Annotated in this window: 22 protein-coding genes; 19 read left to right on the forward strand and 3 right to left on the reverse strand. The window is 70.0% G+C overall.

Annotation, left to right across the window (positions count from 1 at the left end):
- From tsf to JDY09_RS04990, 18 genes are all read left to right on the forward strand, one after another.
- Nucleotides 1-606, forward strand: a complete 606-nt coding sequence (tsf, locus tag JDY09_RS04905) for a translation elongation factor Ts (protein ID WP_274717960.1) — start codon at nt 1-3, stop codon at nt 604-606.
- 122 nt (nt 607-728) lie between these two features.
- Nucleotides 729-1,394 carry a UMP kinase gene (gene pyrH / locus JDY09_RS04910; protein WP_428837462.1) on the forward strand — a complete coding sequence of 222 codons (666 nt, stop codon included), beginning with the start codon at nt 729-731 and terminating at the stop codon, nt 1,392-1,394.
- 8 nt (nt 1,395-1,402) lie between these two features.
- The gene (gene frr, locus JDY09_RS04915; protein WP_428837463.1) at nt 1,403-1,960 is read left to right on the forward strand and encodes a ribosome recycling factor; all 558 of its coding nucleotides are present in this window, start codon (nt 1,403-1,405) and stop codon (nt 1,958-1,960) included.
- On the forward strand, nt 1,957-2,640 hold the full coding sequence (gene uppS, locus JDY09_RS04920) for a polyprenyl diphosphate synthase (RefSeq protein ID WP_274717963.1): 684 nt from the start codon (nt 1,957-1,959) through the stop codon (nt 2,638-2,640). Before frr ends, uppS begins: the two co-directional genes overlap by 4 nt.
- A gap of 10 nt (nt 2,641-2,650) precedes the next feature.
- Complete coding sequence (locus JDY09_RS04925) at nt 2,651-3,559, forward strand: phosphatidate cytidylyltransferase (protein WP_274717964.1); 909 nt, start codon at nt 2,651-2,653, stop codon at nt 3,557-3,559.
- A complete protein-coding gene (locus tag JDY09_RS04930) occupies nt 3,556-5,280 on the forward strand; it encodes an ABC-ATPase domain-containing protein (protein ID WP_274717965.1) in 1,725 nt (574 codons plus the stop codon). The genes JDY09_RS04925 and JDY09_RS04930 overlap by 4 nt, the downstream gene beginning before the upstream one ends.
- Nucleotides 5,281-5,290: 10 nt before the next feature.
- Nucleotides 5,291-6,439, forward strand: a complete 1,149-nt coding sequence (dxr, locus tag JDY09_RS04935; protein WP_274717966.1) for a 1-deoxy-D-xylulose-5-phosphate reductoisomerase — start codon at nt 5,291-5,293, stop codon at nt 6,437-6,439.
- The gene (locus JDY09_RS04940; RefSeq protein ID WP_274717967.1) at nt 6,436-7,515 is read left to right on the forward strand and encodes a M50 family metallopeptidase; all 1,080 of its coding nucleotides are present in this window, start codon (nt 6,436-6,438) and stop codon (nt 7,513-7,515) included. The genes dxr and JDY09_RS04940 overlap by 4 nt, the downstream gene beginning before the upstream one ends.
- Nucleotides 7,516-7,616: 101 nt before the next feature.
- Nucleotides 7,617-9,473, forward strand: a complete 1,857-nt coding sequence (locus JDY09_RS04945) for an AMP-dependent synthetase/ligase (protein ID WP_274717969.1) — start codon at nt 7,617-7,619, stop codon at nt 9,471-9,473.
- A 98-nt stretch (nt 9,474-9,571) separates the two neighbouring features.
- Nucleotides 9,572-10,900, forward strand: a complete 1,329-nt coding sequence (gene ispG, locus JDY09_RS04950) for a flavodoxin-dependent (E)-4-hydroxy-3-methylbut-2-enyl-diphosphate synthase (RefSeq protein WP_274717971.1) — start codon at nt 9,572-9,574, stop codon at nt 10,898-10,900.
- A gap of 79 nt (nt 10,901-10,979) precedes the next feature.
- On the forward strand, nt 10,980-12,686 hold the full coding sequence (locus tag JDY09_RS04955) for a proline--tRNA ligase (protein WP_274717973.1): 1,707 nt from the start codon (nt 10,980-10,982) through the stop codon (nt 12,684-12,686).
- A complete protein-coding gene (locus JDY09_RS04960) occupies nt 12,683-13,342 on the forward strand; it encodes a CDP-alcohol phosphatidyltransferase family protein (RefSeq protein ID WP_274717975.1) in 660 nt (219 codons plus the stop codon). Before JDY09_RS04955 ends, JDY09_RS04960 begins: the two co-directional genes overlap by 4 nt.
- A gap of 39 nt (nt 13,343-13,381) precedes the next feature.
- On the forward strand, nt 13,382-13,639 hold the full coding sequence (locus JDY09_RS04965; RefSeq protein WP_274715823.1) for a hypothetical protein: 258 nt from the start codon (nt 13,382-13,384) through the stop codon (nt 13,637-13,639).
- Nucleotides 13,640-13,645: 6 nt separating this feature from the next.
- Nucleotides 13,646-14,104 carry an FHA domain-containing protein gene (locus JDY09_RS04970; RefSeq protein WP_274715824.1) on the forward strand — a complete coding sequence of 153 codons (459 nt, stop codon included), beginning with the start codon at nt 13,646-13,648 and terminating at the stop codon, nt 14,102-14,104.
- Nucleotides 14,105-14,234: 130 nt separating this feature from the next.
- Complete coding sequence (locus JDY09_RS04975) at nt 14,235-14,909, forward strand: MerR family transcriptional regulator (RefSeq protein ID WP_274715825.1); 675 nt, start codon at nt 14,235-14,237, stop codon at nt 14,907-14,909.
- A gap of 41 nt (nt 14,910-14,950) precedes the next feature.
- On the forward strand, nt 14,951-15,472 hold the full coding sequence (locus JDY09_RS04980; protein ID WP_274715826.1) for an adenine phosphoribosyltransferase: 522 nt from the start codon (nt 14,951-14,953) through the stop codon (nt 15,470-15,472).
- Nucleotides 15,469-15,939: an SRPBCC family protein gene (locus tag JDY09_RS04985; RefSeq protein WP_274715827.1), complete on the forward strand. Its 471-nt coding sequence runs from the start codon at nt 15,469-15,471 to the stop codon at nt 15,937-15,939. Before JDY09_RS04980 ends, JDY09_RS04985 begins: the two co-directional genes overlap by 4 nt.
- Nucleotides 15,940-15,984: 45 nt before the next feature.
- On the forward strand, nt 15,985-17,670 hold the full coding sequence (locus JDY09_RS04990) for an FAD-binding oxidoreductase (protein ID WP_428837464.1): 1,686 nt from the start codon (nt 15,985-15,987) through the stop codon (nt 17,668-17,670).
- A gap of 76 nt (nt 17,671-17,746) precedes the next feature.
- On the opposite strand, the gene JDY09_RS04995 is transcribed toward JDY09_RS04990, so the two are convergent.
- Nucleotides 17,747-18,826: a hypothetical protein gene (locus JDY09_RS04995; RefSeq protein WP_274715829.1), complete on the reverse strand. Its 1,080-nt coding sequence runs from the start codon at nt 18,824-18,826 to the stop codon at nt 17,747-17,749.
- A gap of 27 nt (nt 18,827-18,853) precedes the next feature.
- Between JDY09_RS04995 and JDY09_RS05000 the strand changes: the two genes are divergently transcribed.
- Nucleotides 18,854-19,312, forward strand: a complete 459-nt coding sequence (locus JDY09_RS05000) for a PaaI family thioesterase (protein WP_274715830.1) — start codon at nt 18,854-18,856, stop codon at nt 19,310-19,312.
- On the opposite strand, the gene JDY09_RS05005 is transcribed toward JDY09_RS05000, so the two are convergent.
- Both JDY09_RS05005 and JDY09_RS05010 read right to left on the reverse strand, forming a co-directional pair.
- Nucleotides 19,275-21,155: an NAD+ synthase gene (locus JDY09_RS05005; protein ID WP_274715831.1), complete on the reverse strand. Its 1,881-nt coding sequence runs from the start codon at nt 21,153-21,155 to the stop codon at nt 19,275-19,277. The genes JDY09_RS05000 and JDY09_RS05005 overlap by 38 nt on opposite strands.
- Before the next feature lie 7 nt (nt 21,156-21,162).
- A complete protein-coding gene (locus tag JDY09_RS05010) occupies nt 21,163-22,650 on the reverse strand; it encodes a WS/DGAT/MGAT family O-acyltransferase (RefSeq protein WP_274715832.1) in 1,488 nt (495 codons plus the stop codon).
- Nucleotides 22,651-22,832: the final 182 nt, after the last annotated feature.

Below are 22,832 nucleotides of genomic sequence, written 5' to 3' on the forward strand. Positions count from 1 at the left end.
GTGGCGACTATCACCGCCCGCGACGTCAAGGAGCTGCGCGAGCGCACCGGCGCGGGAATGATGGACTGCAAAGCCGCGCTCGAGGAGGCGGCCGGCGACATCGAGAAGGCTGTCGAGATTCTGCGTGTTCGTGGCCAGGCGAAGGCCGCCAAGCGCGCCGGGCGCGAGGCGGCCGAAGGCTACGTGGCTAGCTACGTGCACGCCGACGGCAAGATCGGGGTGCTCGTCGAGGTCGACTGCGAAACGGACTTCGTCGCGCGCAGCGCTGAGTTCCGCGAGTTCGCCCAGGAGGTGGCGCTGCACGTCGCCTGGGCGGCGCCGCGCTACGTGTCCGAGGACGAGGTGCCCGCCGAGGAGCGGGAAGCCGAGCTGCGCGTGTTGCGCGAGCAAGCCGCCCAGGATGGCAAGCCTCCGGAAGTGCAGGAGCGGATCGCCCAGGGTCGGCTCAACAAGTGGCTCGACGAGGTCGTGCTGCTGCGCCAAGAGCACGCCAACCGCGACAAGCACGGTGGCAAGACGATCGAGGAGATGCGCGCGGAGTTGGCTGCCAAGACCGGCGAGAACATCGTGATCCGCCGCTTCGCTCGCATCGCGGTCGGCGAATAGGCAGCGCCGTGGCCGCCGAGCCGCCGCAGGCAGCAGTGGGCCGCGACCCTCGCGGTGACGGCGGCGGCGAGCCGTCCCCGCGCTTTCGCAGGATCCTGCTCAAGCTATCCGGCGAGGCGCTGATGGGCAGCGCCGCCTACGGCGTGGATCCCGCGCGCGTCGACGCGATCGCGCGCGCGGTCAAGGACGTCGCCGATCGGGGCGTGCAGGTGGCGGTCGTGGTCGGTGGCGGCAACATCTACCGCGGCCTCGCCGGAGCCGCCCAAGGAATGGACCGCGCGACCGCCGACTACATGGGGATGCTCGCCACCGTGCTGAACGCGCTGGCGCTGCAGGACGCGCTCGAGAAGATCGGGGCGGTCACGCGCGTCCAGTCGGCGATCACGATCTCCGAGGTCGCCGAGCCGTACATCCGCCGGCGCGCGATCCGCCACCTCGAGAAGGGGCGGATCGTGATCTTCGCCGCCGGTACCGGCAACCCGTTCTTCACGACCGACACGGCGGCAGCTCTGCGCGCACTCGAGATCCACGCCGAGGCGCTGCTGATGGCCAAGAACGCGGTCGAGGGCGTCTACACTGCCGACCCGCGGCGCGACCCGAGCGCGCGGCTGCTCGAGCACATCACGCACCAGGAGGCGATCGAACGGCGCCTGGCGGTGATGGACGCGACGGCGTTGTCGCTCTGTCGCGAGGAAGGGGTTCCGATCTACGTGTTCAACATGGACGACGAGCGCAACATCGCGCGCATCGTCTCGGGAGAACGTGTAGGAACGCTGGTTTCATCGTGAGCGACGAGCTGGTCAAAGAGTTTCTCGCCGACGCCGAAGGCCGGATGGCGAAGTCGGTCGACGCGACGCGCCAGGAGCTGCACACTGTGCGTACCGGCCGCGCCTCGCCGCACCTGCTCGACCGCGTCGACGTCGACTACTACGGCGCGCGCACGCCGCTGCGCCAGCTGGCGCAGATCGCCGCTCCCGAGGCGCGCCTGCTCGTCGTCACGCCCTACGACAAGAACTCCATCCCAGCGATCGAAAAGGCGCTGCTGGAGTCCGATCTCGGGCTCACGCCGAGCAACGACGGCAACGTGATCCGCCTGCAGGTGCCCGAGCTCACCGAGGAGCGACGCCGCGAGCTCGTTCGCGTCGTACACAACATCGCCGAGCAGGGGCGGGTCGCGGTGCGCAACATCCGGCGCGAGGTGCTCGGCGAGCTGCGTGAGCTCAAGCGCGAGGGCGAGCTCGGCGAGGACGACGAGCGCCGAGCCGAGAACGAACTGCAGCGCGTGACCGATCGCTTCGTCGGCCAGATCGACGAGTTACTCGCCGCCAAAGAGCGAGAGATCCTCGAGGTGTGAGCGCGAACGCTGCGGGCCGGCCGCGCTACGTGGCGATCATCACCGACGGTAACGGCCGCTGGGCGCAGCGCCGCGGCCTACCGACGCTGGCTGGACACGAGGCCGGCGCCGACAACGTCAAGGCGCGGCTGCGCGACGCGGTCGAGCTGGGAATCGAGGAGCTGACGATCTACTCGTTCTCGACTGAAAACTGGCGCCGGCCCCGTGACGAGGTCGAGGGGTTGATGCGCATGTTCCGCGAGCGCATCGACCGTGAAACGCCCGAGCTCGATGCAGAAGGGGTGCGCATGCGCTTCATCGGGCGGCGCGAAGGGCTCGATCCCGATCTTGTCGAGCGCATGGAGTGGGCCGAGCGCGTGACCCGCGACAACCGCCGCATCACTCTCTTCGTCGCCTTCAACTACGGTGGTCGAGCCGAGATCCTCGACGCCGCCCGGCGCTACGAGGGCGGCGGCGAGGAGGCGTTCCGCAAGCTGCTCTACGCCCCCGAGATGCACGACCCCGATCTGCTGATTCGAACCAGCGGCGAGAGGCGGATCTCGAACTACCTGCTCTGGCAGATCGCCTACTCGGAGCTCGTCTTCCGCGACGAGCTTTGGCCGGATTTCGACCGCGCCGCCTTCGAGGCCTGTCTCGAGGAGTACGCGTCGCGCCAGCGACGTTTCGGCGCGCGCATCTAGGAGCCGCTCGGTGTCGACCGTCCATCGGCGTCCGCAGCAGGGGGGCGGTGCGCGGCGTGCCGCGCAGCGCAGCGATCGCGGCGTCCGCGGTGCGCGTGGCGGCGTCAGCGGTAGTGGCAGGGGCAGCAGCGATCTGGTCCCGCGGGTGGCCGTGGCGCTACCTGCGATCGCCTACGCCATCTTCATCATCAACTCCGGCGGTTGGGTTTTCGCGCTCGGCGTGCTGGTCCTCGGCTGGATCGCGGTGGGGGAGTTGGCGTTCGCGATGCGTCGCGCGCGGCCACCGGTCGCCGCGGCGGTCGCCGCCGTGACGGCCGCGGTGGTCGCCGCGCGCACAGCGGGGGCCGAGGCAGTCGCCGTGTGCGTGGCGGCGGTGCTGCCGCTTGCCTTCGTCGCGCTGGCCGCTCGCCGCGACCGGCGTCACGCAGCGTGGGGAGTGGCGGCGGCGGCGCTTGCCACGGTCTGGATCGGCGTTCCCTTGGCGTACGCAGTTCTGCTGCGCGACCTCGACCACGGCGCCGGTTTGATCGTCGACATCCTGATCGGCACCTTCCTCGGCGATACCGCTGCCTACTTCGGTGGGCGCGCGTTCGGTGCGACGCCACTCGCGCCGCGCATCTCGCCCAACAAGACGGTCGAAGGATTCGTCTGTGGCGTCGCAGGCGGCACGTTGGCGGTGTGGTTCGCGGGGCTGTACCAGGACTGGCTGTCTGGCACCGACGCGCTCCTCCTCGGTGCGGCGGTGGCGATCGCGGCGCCGCTCGGCGACCTTTTCGAGTCGCTGCTCAAACGCGATCTCGGGGTGAAAGATCTCGGTCGCACGTTCGGTGCCCACGGTGGAGTGCTCGACCGCCTCGACGCCGCGCTGTTCGCGATCGTCGTCGGCTACTACGTAGCGCTGGCGCTCGGGTTCCGATGAGCCGTCAGGCGACCGCGAACGGCCAACACGCAGTGCGTGGGTCGGTGGCCGATCTGGCACGGCTGTTCGAGCGGCTCGACGGGCACGGGTACGGCGCATATCGGGAGCTCGTCGGGGAGTGGCGGATGCCCTTCGGGACGCTCGCGTTCCTTCGCGTCCAGCCCGATCCGTTCGCTCCGCCCAGCCGCATCCGCCTCGCAGTCGACAGCCGCTTTCTCGACCTGCCCGCCGATCTCTGCGCGACGCCCGACCGTCGCCGCGCGGTGGCCGACCTTTTGGCTCGCCGCGCCGCAGCGGCAGCGCCGTCGCCAGTGCGCATCGATGCCGGCGGTCAAGAGATCCTCGAGCGAACGGCGTGCTCGCTGCGTCCCGACGGCTCGGCGGTCCTGCGCATCGGCCTTGCGCTTCCCGGTCGCGGCCGCCGTGTCGACGGGGCCGGGGCACGTCGGCTCGTCTGCGAGCGCCTCGCCGGGGTCGTCGCTGGTCTGCGCTACAGCGCGATCGGGAGTGATGTCTTCGCCCGCCACGTCGCGTGCGTCGAAGACGCCTGTGCGCTGCGGGCGCTTCTGCGCGAACACCGCTGGGTCACTTTTCTCGCCGACGGTTCGCTGCTCGCCCGGCGAAGCGGCATCGATGAGCGGCCTGACCCCGCGGCGAAACCCCTCGCCGCGCCGCCCGAGCTCGCCGCCGAGGTCGAGTTGCCCCACCGCGGACGCGTACGTGGCCTCGCGCTCGGCGAGGGTCTGACGGTACTCGTGGGCGGCGGCTACCACGGCAAATCGACGCTCTTGCGCGCGGTCGCCGCCGGTGTCTACGACCACGTGCCCGGCGACGGTCGCGAGCTGTGCGTGACACGTCCCGACGCCGTGCACGTACGTGCCGAGGACGGGCGAGCGGTCACGCGTGTCGACATCGGCGCGTTCATCGGAGACCTGCCGACCGGCACGAGCGGCCGCGACTTCACCACGCGCTCCGCGTCGGGATCGACCTCGCAGGCCGCGGCGATCTGCGAGGCGCTCGAGGCGGGCAGCCGCCTGCTCTTGATCGACGAAGACACCTCGGCTACCAACCTCCTCATCCGTGACGAGCGGATGCAGCGCTTGGTGCCGAAGGAGATCGAGCCGATCACGCCGCTGGTCGATCTGGTGCCACAGCTCGCACGCGAGCACGGCGTGTCGCTGGTGCTGGTCAGCGGAGGTAGCGGCGACTACCTGGCGGTCGCCGATCGCGTGATCCTCATGGAGCGATTCGAACCGCGCGGCGTGACCGCACGCGCGCACGCGATCGCCGCTCGCCACGGCGGCCGGCGCAGCGAGGCTGACACCTTCGGTCCGATCCGCACGCGCCTGGTGGACCAGGTAGCGAGCCCCAGGCGCGGTCGGTCGGGGGCGGCCGACTGGCGCGTGCGAGCGAGGTCGCGGTCGGAGGTCGAGGTCGGTGATTCGGCGATCGATCTCGCCGCCGTGACCCAGCTCGTCGATCGCTCCCAGACCGCGGCGGTCGGCGCGGCGCTGCGCTGGCTTTGCGAGGTCGAGCTCGCGCGCGGGGCGCGCCCGCTTCCAGCGCTGCTCGACGCTGTCGAAGCCGAGCTCGCCGGTGGGGCGCTCGCACGGTGGGCGGAGCGGCTGCACCTCGACCTCGCCCGTCCCCGCCGCTACGAGGTGGCAGCGGCGATCAACCGTTCGCGGTGTCTGCGCGTGGCTGGGTTCGCGGCTCCCTAGACTGGCGCCGGTGCGAAAGGTCGTAATCGTCGGCGCCACCGGGTCGATCGGCCGCCAGGCCGCCGAGGTGGTGCAAGCAAGCGACGAGCTCGAGGCAGTCGGGCTCGTCGCCGGCCGGTCGTGGAAAGAGCTTTTGGCGCTCGCCGAGACGCTCGAAGTCGAGCGCATCGCTCTTGCCGACCCGGGCGCTGCCGCGCTGGCCGCCGAGCATTTTCGCGGCCGCGTGCACGCAGGCAGCGAGGGTGCGATCGAACTGATCTGCGACGCCGGCTGCGACGTCGTTCTCAACGCCGCCGTCGGCGCCGCCGGTCTAACCGCGACGATCGCCGCGCTCGGCGAGGGAATCGACCTGGCTCTCGCCAACAAGGAGAGCCTCGTCGTCGCCGGCGAGCTCGTCACCGCGCTCGCCGAGGCCACCGGGGCGCGGATCGTTCCGGTCGACTCCGAGCACTCGGCGCTCTTCCAGCTTCTGCGGGGAGAGGCGCCAGGCACGGTCGAGCGCTTGGTGCTCACCGCGTCCGGAGGTCCCTTCCGGGGGCGCAGCCGGGAGGAGATCGCGCACGCGACGGTCGAGGAGGCGCTCGCGCACCCCACCTGGCGGATGGGCGGAAAGATCACCGTCGACTCCGCCACGCTGATGAACAAGGGACTGGAGGTGATCGAGGCCCACCACCTCTTCGCCATCGACTACGACCGGATCGAGGTGCTCGTCCACCCGCAGTCGATCGTTCACGGCCTAGTGGAGTTAAACGACGGCGCGCTGCTCGCCCACCTCGGGTTGCCGGACATGCGCGTGCCGATCTCGTACGCGCTGCACTTCCCCGATCGCCAAGACGTGGCCGTGCCGCGGCTCGATCTCGCTGTGGTCGGCCGCCTCACGTTCGAGCGTCCCGACACGGACACCTTCCCCTGTCTGCGTCTCGCCCGCGAGGCGGGTCGCGCAGGAGGCACGGCGCCGTGTGTTTTGAACGCTGCCAACGAGGTGGCCGTAGCCGCCTTTCTCGACCGCCGCTTGCCGTTCGGTGCGATCGCCGCTGTCGTCGAGGGAGCGCTAGAGCGGTGCGAGGTGCGTGCCGTCCGACACTTCGATGACGTGCTGGCGGCCGACAGCGAGGCCCGACGCGTCGCCGAGGAGCTCGTCGCCGGGGTGCGGGCGTGAGCTGGTTGCTCGCTTTCGGCGGGTTCGCGGCGCTGATCCTCATACACGAGTTCGGCCATTTCGCCGCGGCGAAGCTCACCGGAATGCGCGTCGAGCGCTTCTCGCTCTTTTTCCCGCCGACGATCGCCCGCGTTCGCCGCGGCGAAACCGAGTACGCGATCGGCCTGGTGCCGCTCGGCGGCTACGTGAAGATCACAGGAATGAACCCCGAAGAGGAGCTTCCCGCCGAGGTGCGGTCGCGCGCGTATTTCGCCCAACCGGTGTGGAAACGTGTCGTGGTGATCCTCGCCGGCCCGGCGATGAACCTGCTGCTGGCGTTCGTGCTGATGCTGGCGTTCTTTTGGTTTCTCGGGCCGCGCGAGCCCGCACGAACGGTCGCGGCCGTCGAGCGCGACTACCCGGCGGCGCGCGAGCTGCGTCCAGGCGACGAGATCGTCGCCGTCGACGGGCGACGCGGGGGTGCCGCGGAGCTTGCCGAGCAGCTTCAGACGCACCGCTGCCCCGGTGTGCTGCGCCCCGGCTGCCGCGCCGCGACACCGGCGCGGGTGACCGTCCGCCGCGGCGAGCGCACCTTCGAGATCGCGCTACGCCCCCTCTACGACGAACAGGCGCGGCGCATGCGGCTCGGTTTCCGCTTCAGCCCCGACGGACCGCGCCGCAGTTTGCCGTTCGCTGACAGCGCTAAGACGGCGGCGAGCAACTTCTGGTTTGTAGCTCGCGAAACCGCACTGTTGCCGCTGCGCCTGCTCGACGCCGAAAAGCGGCGCGAGATCAGCGGCGTCGTCGGCGGTTACGAGGTCACACGGCGCACAATCGTCGTCGACGCCGCCGACGCGATCCCCATCATCGCCGTGATCTCGCTGTCGCTCGCGATCGTCAACCTGTTCCCGTTCTTGCCGCTCGACGGCGGTCACATCTTCTGGGCGCTCGTCGAGAAGGTGCGGCGCAAGCCGGTGCGCGCGGCCGTCATGGAGCGGTCGGGCGCGATCGGTTTCGCGCTCGTACTGATGCTGTTCTTGATTGGCCTCACTAACGACATCGGTCGCCTCACCAACGAGGGCTTCCGGGTCCGCTAGCGCCACTCGCGCTCGCCGCGATTGCCCGGGAGATCCCGGTCGACGCTCTCTTGACAGTGCGTTAGAGTCGCCTGCGAGGGTTTCGGAGGAGGGGGAGAACAGTGACTATCGAGACGCGTGCTGAACGGCCAACTGAGCGGCCGCCGGCTCTCGACGCCCAAACCGCCTGCGAGGCGTTCCAGATCACTGTCCAAAAGATGGGTGACGCGCCCGCGCTTCGCACCAAGGGCGGCGAGACGGTCTACACGTGGAGCGAGTACGCGCAGCGGGTGCGCGAGGTCGCGGCCGGTCTTGCGGGACTCGGGCTCGAGCGCGGACGAACGATCGCTCTGATGCTCAGCAACCGCCCCGAGTTCCACATCGTCGATGCCGCGGCGATGCACTTGGGCGCGACCCCGCACTCGATCTACAACACGTCGTCGCCGGAACAGATCGCCTACCAGGTGGCCGACGCGGAGTCGCCGGTGATCGTCTGCGAGCGCGCCTTCCTCGACCGGATCCGCGCGGCGGTGCGCGAGTTGCCGACAGTGGAGCACATCGTCGTGGTCGACGATCCCGCTGCCGATGGTTGCCTGTCCCTCGACGACGTCGTCGAGCGCGCGCCGGCCGGCTTCGATTTCGACGCCACCTGGCGGTCGGTTCGACCCGACGACGTTCTCACCTTGATCTACACCTCCGGCACGACCGGCCCGCCGAAGGGTGTCGAGCTCACCCACGCCAACCTCTGCGCGGGCGCGCGTGCCTACGACGAGGTCCTACGCTTCCCGCTCGGCGGCAGGGTCGTTTCCTATTTGCCGATGGCGCACATCGCCGAGCGCGCCGTGAGCCACTACCTGCCGATGCTCTGTGGCTTCTCCGCGACCTCGTGCCCCGACCCGCGCGAGGTGATCTCGTACCTCCCCGAAGTGCGCCCGTCGTGGTTCTTCGCGCCGCCGCGGGTGTGGGAGAAGCTGCGTGCCGGGCTCGAAGCGATGGTCGCGAACCTACCCGACGAGCGTCGCCGCCCGCTCGAGCGAGCGCTCCAGGTCGGTCTCGAGCGCACTCGTGCCGAGCAGGCGGCGTTCCGTGGCGAGGGTCCCGGTCCCGACGACCGCTTGCTCGCGGAATGGCGACAGGTCGACGCCGAGATCCTTGCCGGCGCACGGGCGATGCTCGGCATGAACGAGCTCGTGATGTGCAACGTCGGCGCGGCGCCGTGTCCGCCCGAGGTGATCGAGTTCTTCCACGCGCTCGGGATTCCGCTCGCCGAGCTGTGGGGGATGTCGGAGACGGCGGGCGCCGGCACCTGCAATCCGCCCGAGCGGATCAAGATCGGCACGGTCGGGCCGCCGCTGCCCGGTGCCGAGATCGAGCTCGACAGCGACGGCGAGATCCTGATCCGCGCCCCGTTCGTCATGCGCGGCTACCGCAACAAGCCGGACAAGACGCGGGAAGCGTTCACCGAGGACGGCTTTCTGCGGACCGGCGACGTCGGCGAGTTCGACGACGACGGCTACCTGCGCATCATCGATCGCAAGAAGGAGCTGATCATCAACGCCGCTGGCAAAAACATGTCGCCGGCGAACATCGAGGCGCGGCTGAAGACGGCCGGTCCGCTGATCGGCCAAGCGGCGGTGATCGGCGATCGGCGCCCCTACAACGTGGCGCTGTTGACCCTCGATCCCGACGGCCTCCTGGTGTTCGTGCAGCAGCACGGCCTTGACGCCGAAGAGCCGTCAGCCCTTGCCAAGCACCCACTGGTGCTCGAGCAGGTGCGTCGCGAGGTGGCGCTGGCGAACGGCAAGCTCGCCAGGGTCGAACAGATCAAGCGCTTCGCGCTGCTGACCGAGCCGTGGGAGCCGGGCGGCGACGAGCTCACGCCGACGATGAAGCTCAAGCGGAAGCCGATCAACGAAAAGTACGCCGCCGTGATCGAAGAGCTGTACGCCGGCGGCGGCGAGGAACCGCTCGCCGAGTGATCGACCGCTGAGGGCCGTCGCAGCCTGCGGAGACCCGCTGCGGCCCAACGGCGGGCGGGGGGCGGTGCGCTCGGGCCCGTCAACTACCATGGCGGGACGTGGCGTCGAAGCGGCAGATCAAGGTCGGTGGCGTGCCGATCGGTGGCGGCGCACCGGTCGCCGTCCAGTCGATGACTAAAACCGAGACGGCTGACGTCGAGGCGACGCTAGCCCAGATCCAGCGCATTGCCGACGCCGGCGCCGATCTGGTGCGCGTCGCGGTGCCGCGCGACAAGGACGTGCAGGCGTTGCGCGAGCTGGTCAGGCGCTCGCCGATCCCGATCGTCGCCGACATCCACTTCAACCACACGCTCGCCCTCAAAGCGATCGATGCCGGCGCGCACTGCGTGCGCATCAATCCCGGCAACATCGGCGGCCGCGACAAACTCGGCGAGGTGGTCGAGAAGGCGCGCGCTGCGGGTGTGCCGATGCGCATCGGCGTGAACTCCGGGTCGCTGCCCAAGCACCTGCACGAGCTCGAGCGCGAGAACCCTGTCGAGGCGCTCGTGCGTGCCGCCGTCGAGGCAGTAGAGCTCGTCGAATCGCTCGACTTCCACGACTTCAAGGTGTCGGTGAAGTCGACAAGCGTGCCCGACACGATCGCCGCCAACCGCCTGCTCGCCGAGCGGGTCGATTACCCGCTGCACATCGGCATCACCGAGGCCGGGACGAAATGGTCGGGCTCGATCCGGTCGGCCGTCGGGCTCGGGACGCTGCTCGCCGACGGGATCGGCGACACCATCCGCATCTCGCTGTCGACCTTCCACGCGGAAGAGGAGGTAAAGGTCGCGTGGGAGATTCTGCGGGCTCTCAAGCTGCGCGCGCGCGGCCCGGTGTTGATCGCCTGTCCGACCTGCGGGCGCCTGCAGTTCGATATGGACACCGTCGTCGCCGAGATCGAGGAGCGGCTACAGCACTACACGGAACCGATCGAGGTAGCGGTGCTCGGCTGTGCGGTGAACGGTCTCGGGGAGGCCGCCCACGCCGATTTCGGCATCACCGGGGCGCGCAACGAGGGTCTGATCTTCGCTCACGGCAAGCCGCTGCGAAAGGTCCCGCAGGAGCGGCTAGTCGACGAGCTCTTCCGCGTGATCGACGCTTCGCTCGCGGCGGGACGCACGGTCTTCGACGAGCGCGAGGCGGCCGAGGGCGCCGCCTGGCTGCGCAAGATCGAGGAGGAGAACGCTGGCGATCTCACGCCTGAGCGGCTCGCGGCGCTCGAGGCGGCAGCAGCTGCCGAGCAGGCGCTCGCCGAGGCGACACCGCTGCCAGTGGCGGGGCAAGCAGCTGCGCAACCCCGTCGCATTGAAGTCGGCGGCGGCGAGCGTGACGCCGTGCCCGCGCGCGAACGCGTCGCCGGCAGGCGTTTCGCCCGCGTCCGGGAGTAGCGCGCTCCGGCAGGTGCCACCCGCCCGGCCGGTGGCAGCCGCTTCGGCCCCGGGACAGGAATAGACTCCGCGCTCCGGCATGGCGCGACTGTCGTCCTTTTTCCTGCCGACGCTGCGTGAGGACCCCGCCGACGCCGAATCGGTGTCGCACCGGCTGGTTGTGCGCGCCGGCCTCGCTCGTCAGCTCGGTGCCGGTCTTTGGACCTCTCTGCCGGCGCTGTGGCGCGCCCACCGCCGCTGCGAGCAGATCATCCGTGAGGAGATGGATGCGATCGGCGCCCAGGAGATGTTGATGCCGTTGATCCAGCCGATCGAGCTGTGGCAGCGCACTGGTCGCGCCCAGATCGAGGAGCTCTTCAAGCTGCGCGACCGGCGCGAGGCGGAGCTAGTTCTGGCGATGACGCACGAAGAGGCCGTTACCTGGCACGTGGCGCGCGAGGTGCGCTCCTACCGCCAGCTGCCGTTGATCCTCTACCAGTTCCAGCTGAAGGCTCGCGACGAGCCCCGCCCGCGCGCGGGGCTTCTGCGCGTGCGCGAGTTCGTGATGAAGGACGCCTACAGCTTCGATCGCGACGCTGAGGGGCTCGAGCGCTCCTACGAGCTCCACCGCGGCGCCTACGCGCGCATCTTCGACCGCGCCGGCCTCGAGTGGTACGAAGTCGAGTCGGATGTGGGGATGATGGGCGGTTCGGGTGCGCACGAGTACATGGCGCCGTGCCCAGCGGGCGAGAACGAGATCGCGCTCTCCGATGCCGGCTACGCCGCGAACGTCGAGATCGCGCGCGGCACGCCACGAGCGCCCGGCGACCTGCCCGCACCCCGTGAGCGACCCGAGAAGGTCCACACCCCTGGCCAGCGGACGATTGAGGAAGTTGCGGCGTTTCTCGCAGTTCCTCCCGCCGCACTCGTTAAAGCGCTGCCGGTGCGCACCGAGTCGGGCCGTGTGCTTGTCGCGCTCGTGCGCGGCGACCACCGTCTCAACGAGGTGAAACTGCGCAACCACCTCGGCGAGCAGGTGCGCCAGCTCACCGCCGAAGAGATCGAGCGTGAGCTGCATGTGCCGCCGGGCTACATCGGCCCGGTCGGACTTGGCTGTGCGCTCGTCGCCGACGAGGCGCTGCGCGGCCTGCGCGGGCTCGTGACCGGCGCCAACGAAGCCGACGCCCACCTGGTTGGGGTCGAGCCCGGGCGCGACTTCGATTGCGAGTGGGCGGACATCCGTCGTGTCGAGGCCGGCGACCGCTGTCCGCGTGGCGGCACGATTCGTATCGAAGCGGCGATCGAGGTGGGCAACATCTTCAAGCTCGGCACGCGCTACTCCGAGCCGCTCGGCGCGACCTTCCTCGACGAACAGGGCCGAGAACGTCCGATCGTGATGGGCTCGTACGGCATCGGCCCGGCGCGCGTCGTCGCTGCCGCGATCGAGCAGCGCTCCGACGAGGCCGGCATCGTCTGGCCCACAGCTCTCGCCCCCTTCGATCTCCACATCGTCGCGCTCGGTCGTCCCGGCGAACGCGCTCGCCAGGTCGCCGACCGCCTCTACGTCGAGCTGCGCGCGCGGGGATTGAGCGCCCTCTACGACGATCGCGACACGGCCACGCCGGGCGAGAAGTTCAACGACGCCGACCTGCTCGGTCTGCCGTGGCGGGTCACGGTCGGTCGCAAAGGCGTGGAGCAGGGCGTAATCGATCTGCGCAGTCGCGACGGCGAGACCGCGCGCCAGATCGCGATCGAACGTGCCGCCGACGAGCTCGCCGAGCTCGTGAGCGCCGGCGGGCAGAGGTGAGCGAACGCACGCGTCGCCGACGCTGGCTCGAGCTGCTCGGGGTCGACCGCTCGCGCCTTCCCCGCGCCGACGAGATCGCAGCGGGGCCGCTGCGACCGCTCACTATTCCCAACATCGTCGACTACCTGCGGCTCGCGGCGCTCGCCGTCTTCGTCGTGCTGGCGGTGGTCTACGCGCAGCCTTCCCCGCTACTTGCGTCGCTTTTCGCCGCCATCGGTCTCGCCGACTTCTTCGACGGTCTTTTAGCGCGACTCACAGGGCAGTTCAGCCGCCTGGGGATGCTGCTCGACCCGGTCGTCGATCGGCTGTTGACGGTGGTCGGCGGGGCGGTAGCGCTGGCGATGGACGCGCTGCCCTGGTGGCTCGTGGCGGTGGCGGCCACGCGCGAGCTCGCGACCGTCACGCTGGCGCGCTACGCGCTCGCGCGCGGACTGGCGATCGAGGTCAACACGCTTGGGCGTGTCGCGGTCGCCGTAACGTTTCTCGGTCTCGCCGGTGCGCTGTGGAGCGCAGCGGACGTCTGGACCATCGTCGTAGCCATAGGTGTGGCCATTTCCCTTGCCGCCACAGGCGTTTACGTGCTACATGGCCTTCGCCGCCTAGCGGCGCAGCGACACGGTCGCAATTTCCAGACCAAAACCTCAAGCCAAACTTGACGGTTCGTATACTCGAGTTCCAAGGGGGAAACGAGGAGGATGATGGACACCTTTCCCGACCTCGGCTCGCTCAGCGACGAGGAGCTCAAGCAGCTCATCCAGCAGCTGACCGAAGAGGAGCAAGAGATCTCCTACAAACGGCGCATTCTCCACGGCAAGATCGACATCCTCCGTGCCGAGCTCGTTAACCGGCCCAGACGGCGTCGCGAAGAAGGCGAGTCGATCATCACCGGCGCCGACGTCGAACAGCTCACCAACATTCTCGCCGGCAAGTCCCTGCCCGACACCGAAGGCTAGCCCGGAGTGCACTGCCCGGAGTGCGGATTCGTCAACTCCGAGAGCGCTAGTTACTGCCAGCGCTGCGGGGCTTTTCTGGCCCGTATCGGCGAGAGCGAAGGCGGCACCACCGAGGCGTACCAGATCGACCCGAGCGGCGAGCTTCGGCCGATCGATATCGAAGAGGCAGCGGCCGGCGGAGCGCTCGTGATCCGCTCGGGGGGTGGGCGAGCCGGAGAGCTCTTCGAGCTGTCGGGCGAACGCACGACGATCGGTCGCAGCCCCAACGCCGATGTCTTCCTCGACGACGTCACCGTTTCGCGCAACCACGCCGTCGTCGTCCGTCGTCGCGACGGCTTCTACATCGACGACCTCGGTTCGCTCAACGGCACCTACGTGAACCGGCGCCGCATCGAGTCGCACCGCCTCACCCACGGCGACGAGCTGCAGATCGGCAAGTACCGCCTGACCTTCCTCGAGCGTTAGGCGAGGACCGAGCGGAGATCGGGATCGGACGGGCGTGGCGACGATCGACCGGGCTGATAGCAAGAGCGGCGAGAGCACCCGGAATCAGCCCGCAAGCAGCGATGCGGGCCAAGGTCAGCGCGTTCGGGGGATGACGATCGGCGCTGTGTGCAAACAGCTCGAGCGCGAGTTTCCCGGGCTTTCGATATCGAAGATCCGCTATCTCGAATACCAGAAACTGCTCTCGCCGCAGCGCACGCCCGGGGGCTACCGGATCTACACGCCCGCCGACGTGGAACGGCTGCGCACGATCCTGCGCCTGCAGCGCGACGAGTTCCTGCCGTTGCGCGTGATCCGCCAGGAGCTCGAGTCGGGCGTCGCGACCACGGCGAGCGATCACGCACCGGTGCGTTCGCGGTCGCGCCCGGCGGTTTCGCTGCGCACCCCGCCCTCGCTGCGCCGGGTTAGCGACGCTCTCGCCGAGACCGGCGCCGACGCGCAGCTGCTGCGCGAGTTGCAGGAGTTCGGGATAGTGAAAGGCACGGTTCGCGACGGCGAGCCGATGCTCGACGACAGCGAAGTCGAGATCTTGCGTGCGGCAGTAAGGCTGCGCGAGTTCGGCGTCGGCGGTCGCAATCTGCGCTTGTTACGAACCTCGGCCGAGCGCGAGGTCACGCTGCTCGAACAGGTGCTCGGCCCGAGCCTGCGCTCGCGCAACCCCGAGCGGCGCAAGGAGGCGCTCGAGCAGCTCGAGCGACTAGCTGAGGCGCTCTCGCAGCTCCGCCATCTCCTGCTGGTGCGCGACCTGCGACGCTTCGCCGGCTGAAGACCGCCGCGGTGCTGCGCGGGTTAGGCTCTCGCAGCGCGGTGGAGCTCAAGCGCTACATCACTGACATTCCCGACTTTCCGCGGCCAGGGATCGTCTTCAAGGACATCACCCCGCTGTTTCTTGACCATCGCGCCCTGCGCTATGTCGTCGACCGGTTCGCCGCTCTGGCGCGCGAGCTACGAGCCGACTACGTGCTCGCCGCTGAAGCGCGTGGTTTCGTGCTCGGTGGCGCGATCGCCGCTGCCGCCGACGCCGGCTTCGTCCTCGCCCGCAAGCCGGGCAAGCTGCCGCGCGAAACCCAGTCCGTCGAGTACCAGCTCGAGTGCGGCGTCGACGCTCTCGAGATGCACGCCGACGCGCTTGCGGGCGGGGCTCGGGTGCTGGTGCACGACGACCTCCTGGCGACGGGCGGGACTGCGGCCGCGCTGTGCGAGCTCGTCGAGCGTTCCGGGGGCGAGATCGTCGCCTGTGCGTTCGTGATCGAGTTGGCGTTCCTCGGCGGACGCGAGCGGCTACGCGGACGGCGGGTCGAGAGCCTGATCGTTTACGACTCGCCTTGATCGTTGTCGAGCGCAGACGGACCGTCGCCGCGCCCCGCAGCTCGGTGTGGGCGGTGCTAGTTGATCCGTGGCGATTCGGCGAGTGGTGGCCGCGCGCCGTATCCTCCGAGCGCGCCGGCGCCGGTGCTTGGCGTGCACGGCTCGCGCCCCCGCGGCGACCGCAAGCAACGGTGACGGCGGTGTTCGAGCGCTGCGAGACGCACGAGCCGACACGGTTCGTTTTCCGCCAGCGCGTCGACGGCACGCCGTTCGGACGCACGTTTCGCCGCGTCGAGTGGGCCTTCGAGCTAGCGCGCCGGGGCGACGGCGCGAGGGAACGGACGGAGATCGCGGCCACCGCGCGCGTCGAGCTCAAAGGCCTGGGCAGGCTTGGCCGTTGGCAGGTGCGTCGCGCCTTCCGCCGGACGGCCGACAGCGCGCTTGCGCGGCTCGACGCGCTGCTGGCCGGGGACCCGCGAAAGGCCTGACGAGCGTCGGATGGGGCAAGAGTGCGTCCGCCGGTGACGAAAGGAATGCCCGTGAGCGAGGCCAGCAACTCGCGTTCGCAGCGCACAGACACGTACGTGCCGCCGGTGGCACCCATGCGGTGGTGGGGGTGGGGCCGCGACAGCGAGGCGAGCCCGCTCCCCGAGGCGGCGAGGAAGCTTCTGCGCGAACGCTTCGGTCTTGACGGTGCCCGGGTCGACGCCCCTGTCGCGCTCGGCGACATCGAGCTACCCGATTGCAGGCTCGACGAGCGGGTGCGCAAGCGTCTCGGCGAGGCCGTCGGCGCGGCCCACGTCCACAGCGACCGCATCGCCCGCGTAAGTCACGCGGTGGGACGCAGCTACCCGGATCTCGTGCGCCTGCGAACGGGCGATCTCGCGACCGCGCCGGACGCTGTGGTGATGCCCGGCTCGGCAGCCGAGGTCGAGCGCGTGCTCGCGATCGCGCGCAGCGAAGGTGTCGCCGTGGTGCCCTTCGGTGGGGGTACGAGCGTGGTGGGAGGCGTCGAGCCGCTGCCCGGGAAACACGGTGCGGTCGTGACGCTCGACCTGCGGCGGTTAAGCGGCGTGCTGGCGGTCGACCCTGCCGCGCGCGTCGCCACCGTCGGTGCGGGCACGACCGGCCCCGACCTCGAGCGCGCGCTAAGCGCGCACGGCGTGACGCTCGGACACTTCCCGCAGTCGTTCGAGTTCTCGACGGTCGGCGGCTGGGTTGCGGCACGCTCGTCGGGCCAGGCGTCGAGCGGCTACGGCCGGATCGACGACGTTCTCGTCGGCACCGATCTCGTCGCACCGGCCGGAAGGCTGGTGTTGCCGGCGCTGCCAGCTACTGCCGCCGGGCCCGATCTGCGCCGGTTGGTGCTGGGCAGCGAGGGCACGCTCGGCGTCGTCACGGAATGTTCCTTGCGCGTGCGCCCGCTGCCCGCCGCACGCCACTACGAAGCGTGGTCGCTGCCCTCCTTCGCCGACGGTTGCGAAGCGCTGCGTGCGCTCGCCCAGGAGCGCGTTCTCCCCGATGTGGCTCGGCTGTCGGACGAAGAGGAAACAGCCATCTCGCTGGCGCTGGCTGGCGATCACCCGGGCGTCGCGCTTGTGCGTCGCTACCTGCGTTTGCGCGGTCACCGCCAGCCGTGCTTGCTCGTCACGATCTACGAGGGCGACGGCCACGACGTCGCTTGGCGGCGCGCGCGTTGCCGCCGTGTGTTGCGCGGCCACGGAGGGCTGGCGCTCGGCGCGCGGCCGGCGCGCCAGTGGGAGCGCGAGCGCTTCCGCGGACCTTACCTGCGCGACGCGCTGCTCGACTACGGCGTGCTCGTCGAAACGCTCGAAACGGCAACGCTGTGGAGCAACCTCGCGCGCTTGTACGGGGCGGTTCGCGGTGCGCTGCGCAGCGCGCTGACACGGGTCACTCCCGACCCTGTGGTGATGTGCCACGTCTCGCACCTCTACGAGCCCGGCGCTTCGCTCTACTTCACCTTTCTCGCACCCGCCGAGGCCGAGGAGCGCATCGCGCTTTGGGCCGCTGCGAAGCGCGCTGCTTGTGAGGCGATCGTGGCGAACGGCGGCACGATCACCCACCACCACGGGGTGGGCCGCGACCACCGCGAGTGGCTCGAGGCCGAAGACAGCGCCCTCGGTCTGGCCGCCCTCCGCGCGCTCAAGCGCGAGCTCGATCCCGACGGGATCATGAACCCGGGCAAGCTGCTGCCCTGAGGAAGGTCGGTGACGGGGCGGCTCCTGCCCCGTGCTTTGGGCGCGGGTGCGGGGAGCCGGCGCGAGGGCACCCGGCTCAGCGACGGCGCGGGAGCGAGCCACGCAGCACCGAACGCCCCGAGTGGCTGCGGTTGCCGTCGAGCGCCTCGCGCGAGATGTCGACGTAGCGGTAGCGCCAGGCATCGCGCGGCAGGCGTGCGACACCGACGAAGTTGCCCTGCTGGTCGGTCACTTGTCCGCCCAGCGAGCGCAGATCGCGCGGCGAGTTATAGAGCCAGACCTCGTACACCTCGTTGCGTGTTGAAGGCTCGAGCCCGGCGGCCTGAACGTTCAGCTCCCACCCTCCGCCACGGCGAACCAGGATCGCGATGCCGGCCGGGCGCCGGCTGGCGGTCGTGGTCGTCTGTTGGCCCGTGCTCGGGCTCGCCGCTGTGCTCTGAGGCGTCTGGCCGGGCGGCGAGAGCAGGGTGTACGAGACGACGCGCGGGGCCGTCGTGGTGCTCGCCGCCTGGCCGCTGCGCGAAGAGGCTTCTCCGCCACGCAAGAGCCCAAGCGGCCAGACCGCGACAGCGACAGCAAACACGACAAGCGACGCCGCTGCGAGTGCTACGCGCGCACCGCGGGGGAGACGGCGCAGAAGGGAAGCCGAGCTCGAGAATCGGCGAGCGAAAGCGAGCGCCAACGCCCCGGCGGCTGCGCTGACGTCGCGAACGCCGCGCGCTCCGCGTGCCGTGGACGTGCGTCGCTCGCGCGGCGCGCCGGCATCCGAGCGGGGCGCGGACGCGGCCCCCGACGCCAGCTCGAGCCCCGGAACCTCGGGAACCCGCTCCCCGAGCAGTGGCGCGAGCGTGTCAACTACCGACGCCGCCCAAACGCGTGCCGCTTGCGAGCGGCGCAGATAGGCGCGTGTCGCCTCGGCCTCGACAGCTTCCGCCTGCCCGAGGAGGTAGTCGACGATGTCGCTGCGCCACTCGGGATCGACGCCGGCGGCCGTCAGCGGCGTGAGGGCAGCTAGTGCCTCCTCTGCGAGAGCGCGCGCGCGCGCCTGCGACAAGCCGAGTTGGCGGGCGGCGTCACGGTAGCTAGCGCCACCGGCGGCCAGCAGCTCGAGCAGCTGCTGCTCATCCCGCGAAAGCACCGCGAACCCCACGCCCATGCCGCGCGAACGATAGCCTGACCGCCCGTGCACCAAGGACGGTTCCTCGACCCGGCCGAGACTCTCGACGGCGCCCTCGGCTTCGAAATTCTCGCCCTCGAGCCTGATCAGGCGCGCGCTCGCTTCCGCGTCGAAAACCGCGTGCGCCAACCGTTCGGCATCGTCCATGGCGGCGCCTACGCCGCACTCGCCGAGTCGGTGTGCTCGGCGAGCACCTACTTCGCGGTTCGCGACGAGGGCAAGTACGCCGTCGGGCTTTCGAACAGCACGAGCTTTCTGCGCCCCGTCTCAGGGGGCACGGTCCACGCGCAGGCGCGCGTTCGCCACCGGGGTCGGACGACGTGGGTGTGGGACGTCGACCTCACCGACGACGACGGCCGGCTGTGCGCGGTGTCGCGCGTGACGATGGCGGTGCGGCCCGTCCCACGCGACGACGAACAGAGATCGGCTAGCGGCGGTCAGCGCCTGACCGGTAGCGGTTCGTGATCGGGACGCGACGGTCGCGGCCGAACGCGCGCACCGACACCCGTACCCCCGGCGGCGCCTGCCGGCGCTTGTACTCCGCCGCATCGACCATCGCCAGCACACGCTCGACGATGTCGGCGGGGTAGCCGCGCCGCACAAGTGCGGCAGCGTCGAGGTCGCGCTCGACGTAGCTCTCCAGGATCGCGTCAAGCAGTTCGTAAGGCGGCAGCGTCTCGTCGTCGCGCTGCCCGGGCCTGAGTTCGGCGCTCGGCGGACGGTCGATCACGCTCTGCGGGATCGGCGGCACCTCGCCGCGCCTTTGCGCTTGCTCGTTGCGCCAGCGCGCCAGCTGGTAGACGTGGGTTTTGAACACGTCCTTGAGCACCGCGAACCCACCGGCCATGTCGCCGTAGAGCGTCGCGTACCCGACCGACAGCTCGGACTTGTTGCCGGTGGTGAGCACCAGCCAGCCGAACTTGTTCGACAACGCCATGAGCAACGTGCCGCGAATGCGCGCCTGGATGTTCTCTTCGGTCACGTCGGGCGGGCGGCCGGCGAACTGCTCGCGCAGGATCGCGGAGAAGGCCTGCATCGCCGGCTCGATCGCGAGCGTCCGCAGCTCGACACCGAGCCGCTCGGCTATCGCACGGGCATCGGCTCGCGTGCCGGAGGACGAATAGGGGGAGGGCATCGTCACGAGCTCGACTCGGTCGCTGCCGAGCGCGTCGACCGCCACCACTGCTGTGAGCGCCGAGTCGATCCCTCCGGAGAGCCCGACGACCACACGTTGGAAGCGGTTTTTCTCGACGTAGTCGCGCAAACCGACGACGAGGGCGCGGTACACCTCCTCGTTCTCGTCGAGCAGTGACACGATCGGGGCGGCGGGCCCGCCGGCATGCGGGTCGCTCCGCGACCCTCTAGCGCCGTCCGGCAGCGTCGTGCGCGACGCGCGTTCGATGTGCTCGAGCCCAACGCGCCGCACCGCGCCCGCCGAGGCCGGGAAAAGCGAGCGGTGGCGGGGATCGTGGAGCCGCTGTGCGCGCGCCGCGGCGATGTCGAGATCGCAGACGAGAACGGTCTCTTCGAACTGGGCCGCGCGCGCCAGCAGCTCGCCGCGCGGACCGCAGACGAGAGAGTGGCCGTCGAAAACCAGTTCGTCCTGCCCGCCGACGAGGTTGCAGAAGACGACAAAAGCAACGAGGTCGGCGGCGCGCTGACGGAGCATCCGCTCGCGGTCGCGGCCCTTGCCGCGGTGATAAGGCGACGCCGAGAGGTTGACGATCACGTCGGCGCCGGCAGCTGCCTGCTCGACGTGCGGTCCGTCAGCGACCCAGATGTCCTCGCACACCGTCACGCCGACCGCGGCCTCGCCGAGCTCGACGAGCAGCGCGCCGTTGCCCGGGCGGAAGTAGCGGCGCTCGTCGAACACACCGTAGTTCGGGAGATGCACCTTGTGGTGACGCGCGTGCACGCGACCGCGGGTCGCGACGACCGCCGAGTTGTAGACGTCGTCGGCGAACGTGGGAACGCCGACGAGAGCGACCAGCCCATCGGGCAGCGAGCGGACAAACTCGTCCAGCGCCGCCTCGGTGTCGCGCAGGAAGTGCGGTCGTAACAGCAGGTCCTCGGGCGGATAGCCGGTGAGGGCAAGCTCCGGGAAGATCACGAGATCGGCACCGCTCGCGTGCGCAGCGGCGGCTGCCTCGCGCAGACGCGCGACGTTGCCGGCAAGATCGCCGACCACCGTGTCGAGCTGGGCGAGCGCTAAGCGCAGCGCGCCGCGACCCGCGTCAGCGGAAACCGAAACGGTTCGCTGCGCCGGGTCGCCCGCCGACTCGGTCCCGGCAACCGCTAGTTCCGTCACGGCCCGATTATGTCGCCGGCCGCGCGCCGTCGTCGCTGCCGGCGAACGCGGTCGCCTCAACGGCCGCCGGGTCGGGCACGGCGAGGTACGGCGACGGCTCCGTGAGTTCGATACCGGCAGCCTCGGCCAGCTCGCGCAGCGAGCAGCGCAGGCAGCGAGCGAAGGTCTTGAGGTCCCACATCAGGTCGTAGTCGCCGAGCAGGCCGAAGTTGATGCGACCGTCGTAGCTCATGAGAGCGATACCGAGCGCCTGGTCGCGCGCCAGTGGCACAACCGGGAACGGCTCGATCAACCGCCGCCCAAGGAGATAGAGGGGAAACTGCGGCCCCGGGACGTTCGTGACCACGAGGTTGAACACGCGCTGCGTAGCGAAAAGGCGACTCGCTTGGGCGAGGATCGTTGGCGGAGCGAAATCGCCGAGTTCGGTGAGCACCTTCGCGCCGACCGCTTGGCCCGACTCCTTAAGGTCGCGCATCTGCTCGCGGACGAGCGCGAGCCGCTCGCGCGGATCCTCGCACCACACGGGAAGCGTGGCGATCATGGCGGCGACACGGTTCCCGAGCACACCACGCTCGACCTCGGCGCGAACGCTGACGGGTACGAGCGCTTTCAGCTCGACGCCGGCGACCCGCTCACCACGAACCTGGAGATGGTGGTGGAGCGCACCGGTTACGCAGGCGAGCACGACGTCGTTTACGGTGCCGCCGAGCCGCTTCTTGATGGCGCGGAGGTCGTCGAGCGAGCAGCGCACCCAGTCGAAGCGCCGGTGAGGTCCGATCTTGCCGTTGTAGGGGGTGCGTGCCCCGCCTCGTAGGAAGGCGGCACGGGCGAGGGCAGCGGCACCGCCGAGCGCTGTGCGCGCATCGTCGAGCAGCCGCGCCGGGTCGTCAGCTGCGGCGCGGGCGGCGCGCGCGATCTGGAGCGGCCAACGCAGCGGCTCGACGGCCGCCTCGACCAGCTGCTCGGCGCGGCTAGGTAGCGGCCTCGGCAGCCACGGCGGCGGCGCGGGCGTCGGCACCGGGTCGCGCGCGGCGTCCAGCAAGACGGTGACGATGTCGACCCCGGAGATGCCGTCTACCACCGCATGGTGGGTTTTGGCCACGATCGCAAAGCGGTCGCCCTCGAGTCCCTCGACGAGCCAAAGCTCCCAGAGCGGACGCTCGCGGTCGAGGCGCTGGGCGAGGATGCGCGCGGCGAGCTCTTTGAGCTGGCTCTCCGAGCCGGGCGCCGGTAGACCGGTGTGGCGGAGGTGGAAGCGCAGGTTGAAGTGGGGATCGTCGACCCAGCGCGGCCGGTCAAGCGGCAGGGGAGGGGCAAGCAAGCGTTGGCGGTAGCGCGGCACCAGATGCAAGCGCCGCTCGAGCAGCGAGAGAAGCTCTTCGTAGCGGGGGGCGTCACCGGCGAAGGTAAGGACCACACCCACGTGCATGTGGGCGTTCTCGCTCTCGATCTGCAAAAAGGCGGTGTCGAGACCGCTCAAGCGCTCGCCCCGCAACTGCCGCGCCCTCCTTCGCTCTTCAGCTGCCCCGTTTGCACCCCGACGCTCGGACGCTAGCGCCTTTCGATCCCGGCGTCCGTGATTGCGTGACCAACGTCACACTGGCTCGCGCTTCTCGCCCTAGCCTGCAGCGGCCGTCGTGTAAGGACGCAGAGAAGAAGAAGCGGCCCTGCCGAGCC

It is taken from the genome of Thermoleophilum album (assembly GCF_028867705.1).
Lineage (GTDB): Bacteria > Actinomycetota > Thermoleophilia > Solirubrobacterales > Thermoleophilaceae > Thermoleophilum.

What these genes read in the sequence shown, in the direction of transcription:
- pyrH (WP_428837462.1), top strand. Translation starts at nt 729, where the DNA reads ATGGGCAGCGCCGCCTACGGCGTGGATCCCGCGCGCGTCGACGCGATC.
- JDY09_RS04930 (WP_274717965.1), top strand. Translation starts at nt 3,556, where the DNA reads ATGAGCCGTCAGGCGACCGCGAACGGCCAACACGCAGTGCGTGGGTCG.
- JDY09_RS04955 (WP_274717973.1), top strand. Translation starts at nt 10,980, where the DNA reads ATGGCGCGACTGTCGTCCTTTTTCCTGCCGACGCTGCGTGAGGACCCC.
- JDY09_RS04965 (WP_274715823.1), top strand. Translation starts at nt 13,382, where the DNA reads ATGATGGACACCTTTCCCGACCTCGGCTCGCTCAGCGACGAGGAGCTC.
- JDY09_RS04975 (WP_274715825.1), top strand. Translation starts at nt 14,235, where the DNA reads ATGACGATCGGCGCTGTGTGCAAACAGCTCGAGCGCGAGTTTCCCGGG.
- JDY09_RS04990 (WP_428837464.1), top strand. Translation starts at nt 15,985, where the DNA reads ATGCCCGTGAGCGAGGCCAGCAACTCGCGTTCGCAGCGCACAGACACG.
- JDY09_RS04995 (WP_274715829.1), bottom strand. Translation starts at nt 18,826, where the DNA reads ATGGGCGTGGGGTTCGCGGTGCTTTCGCGGGATGAGCAGCAGCTGCTC.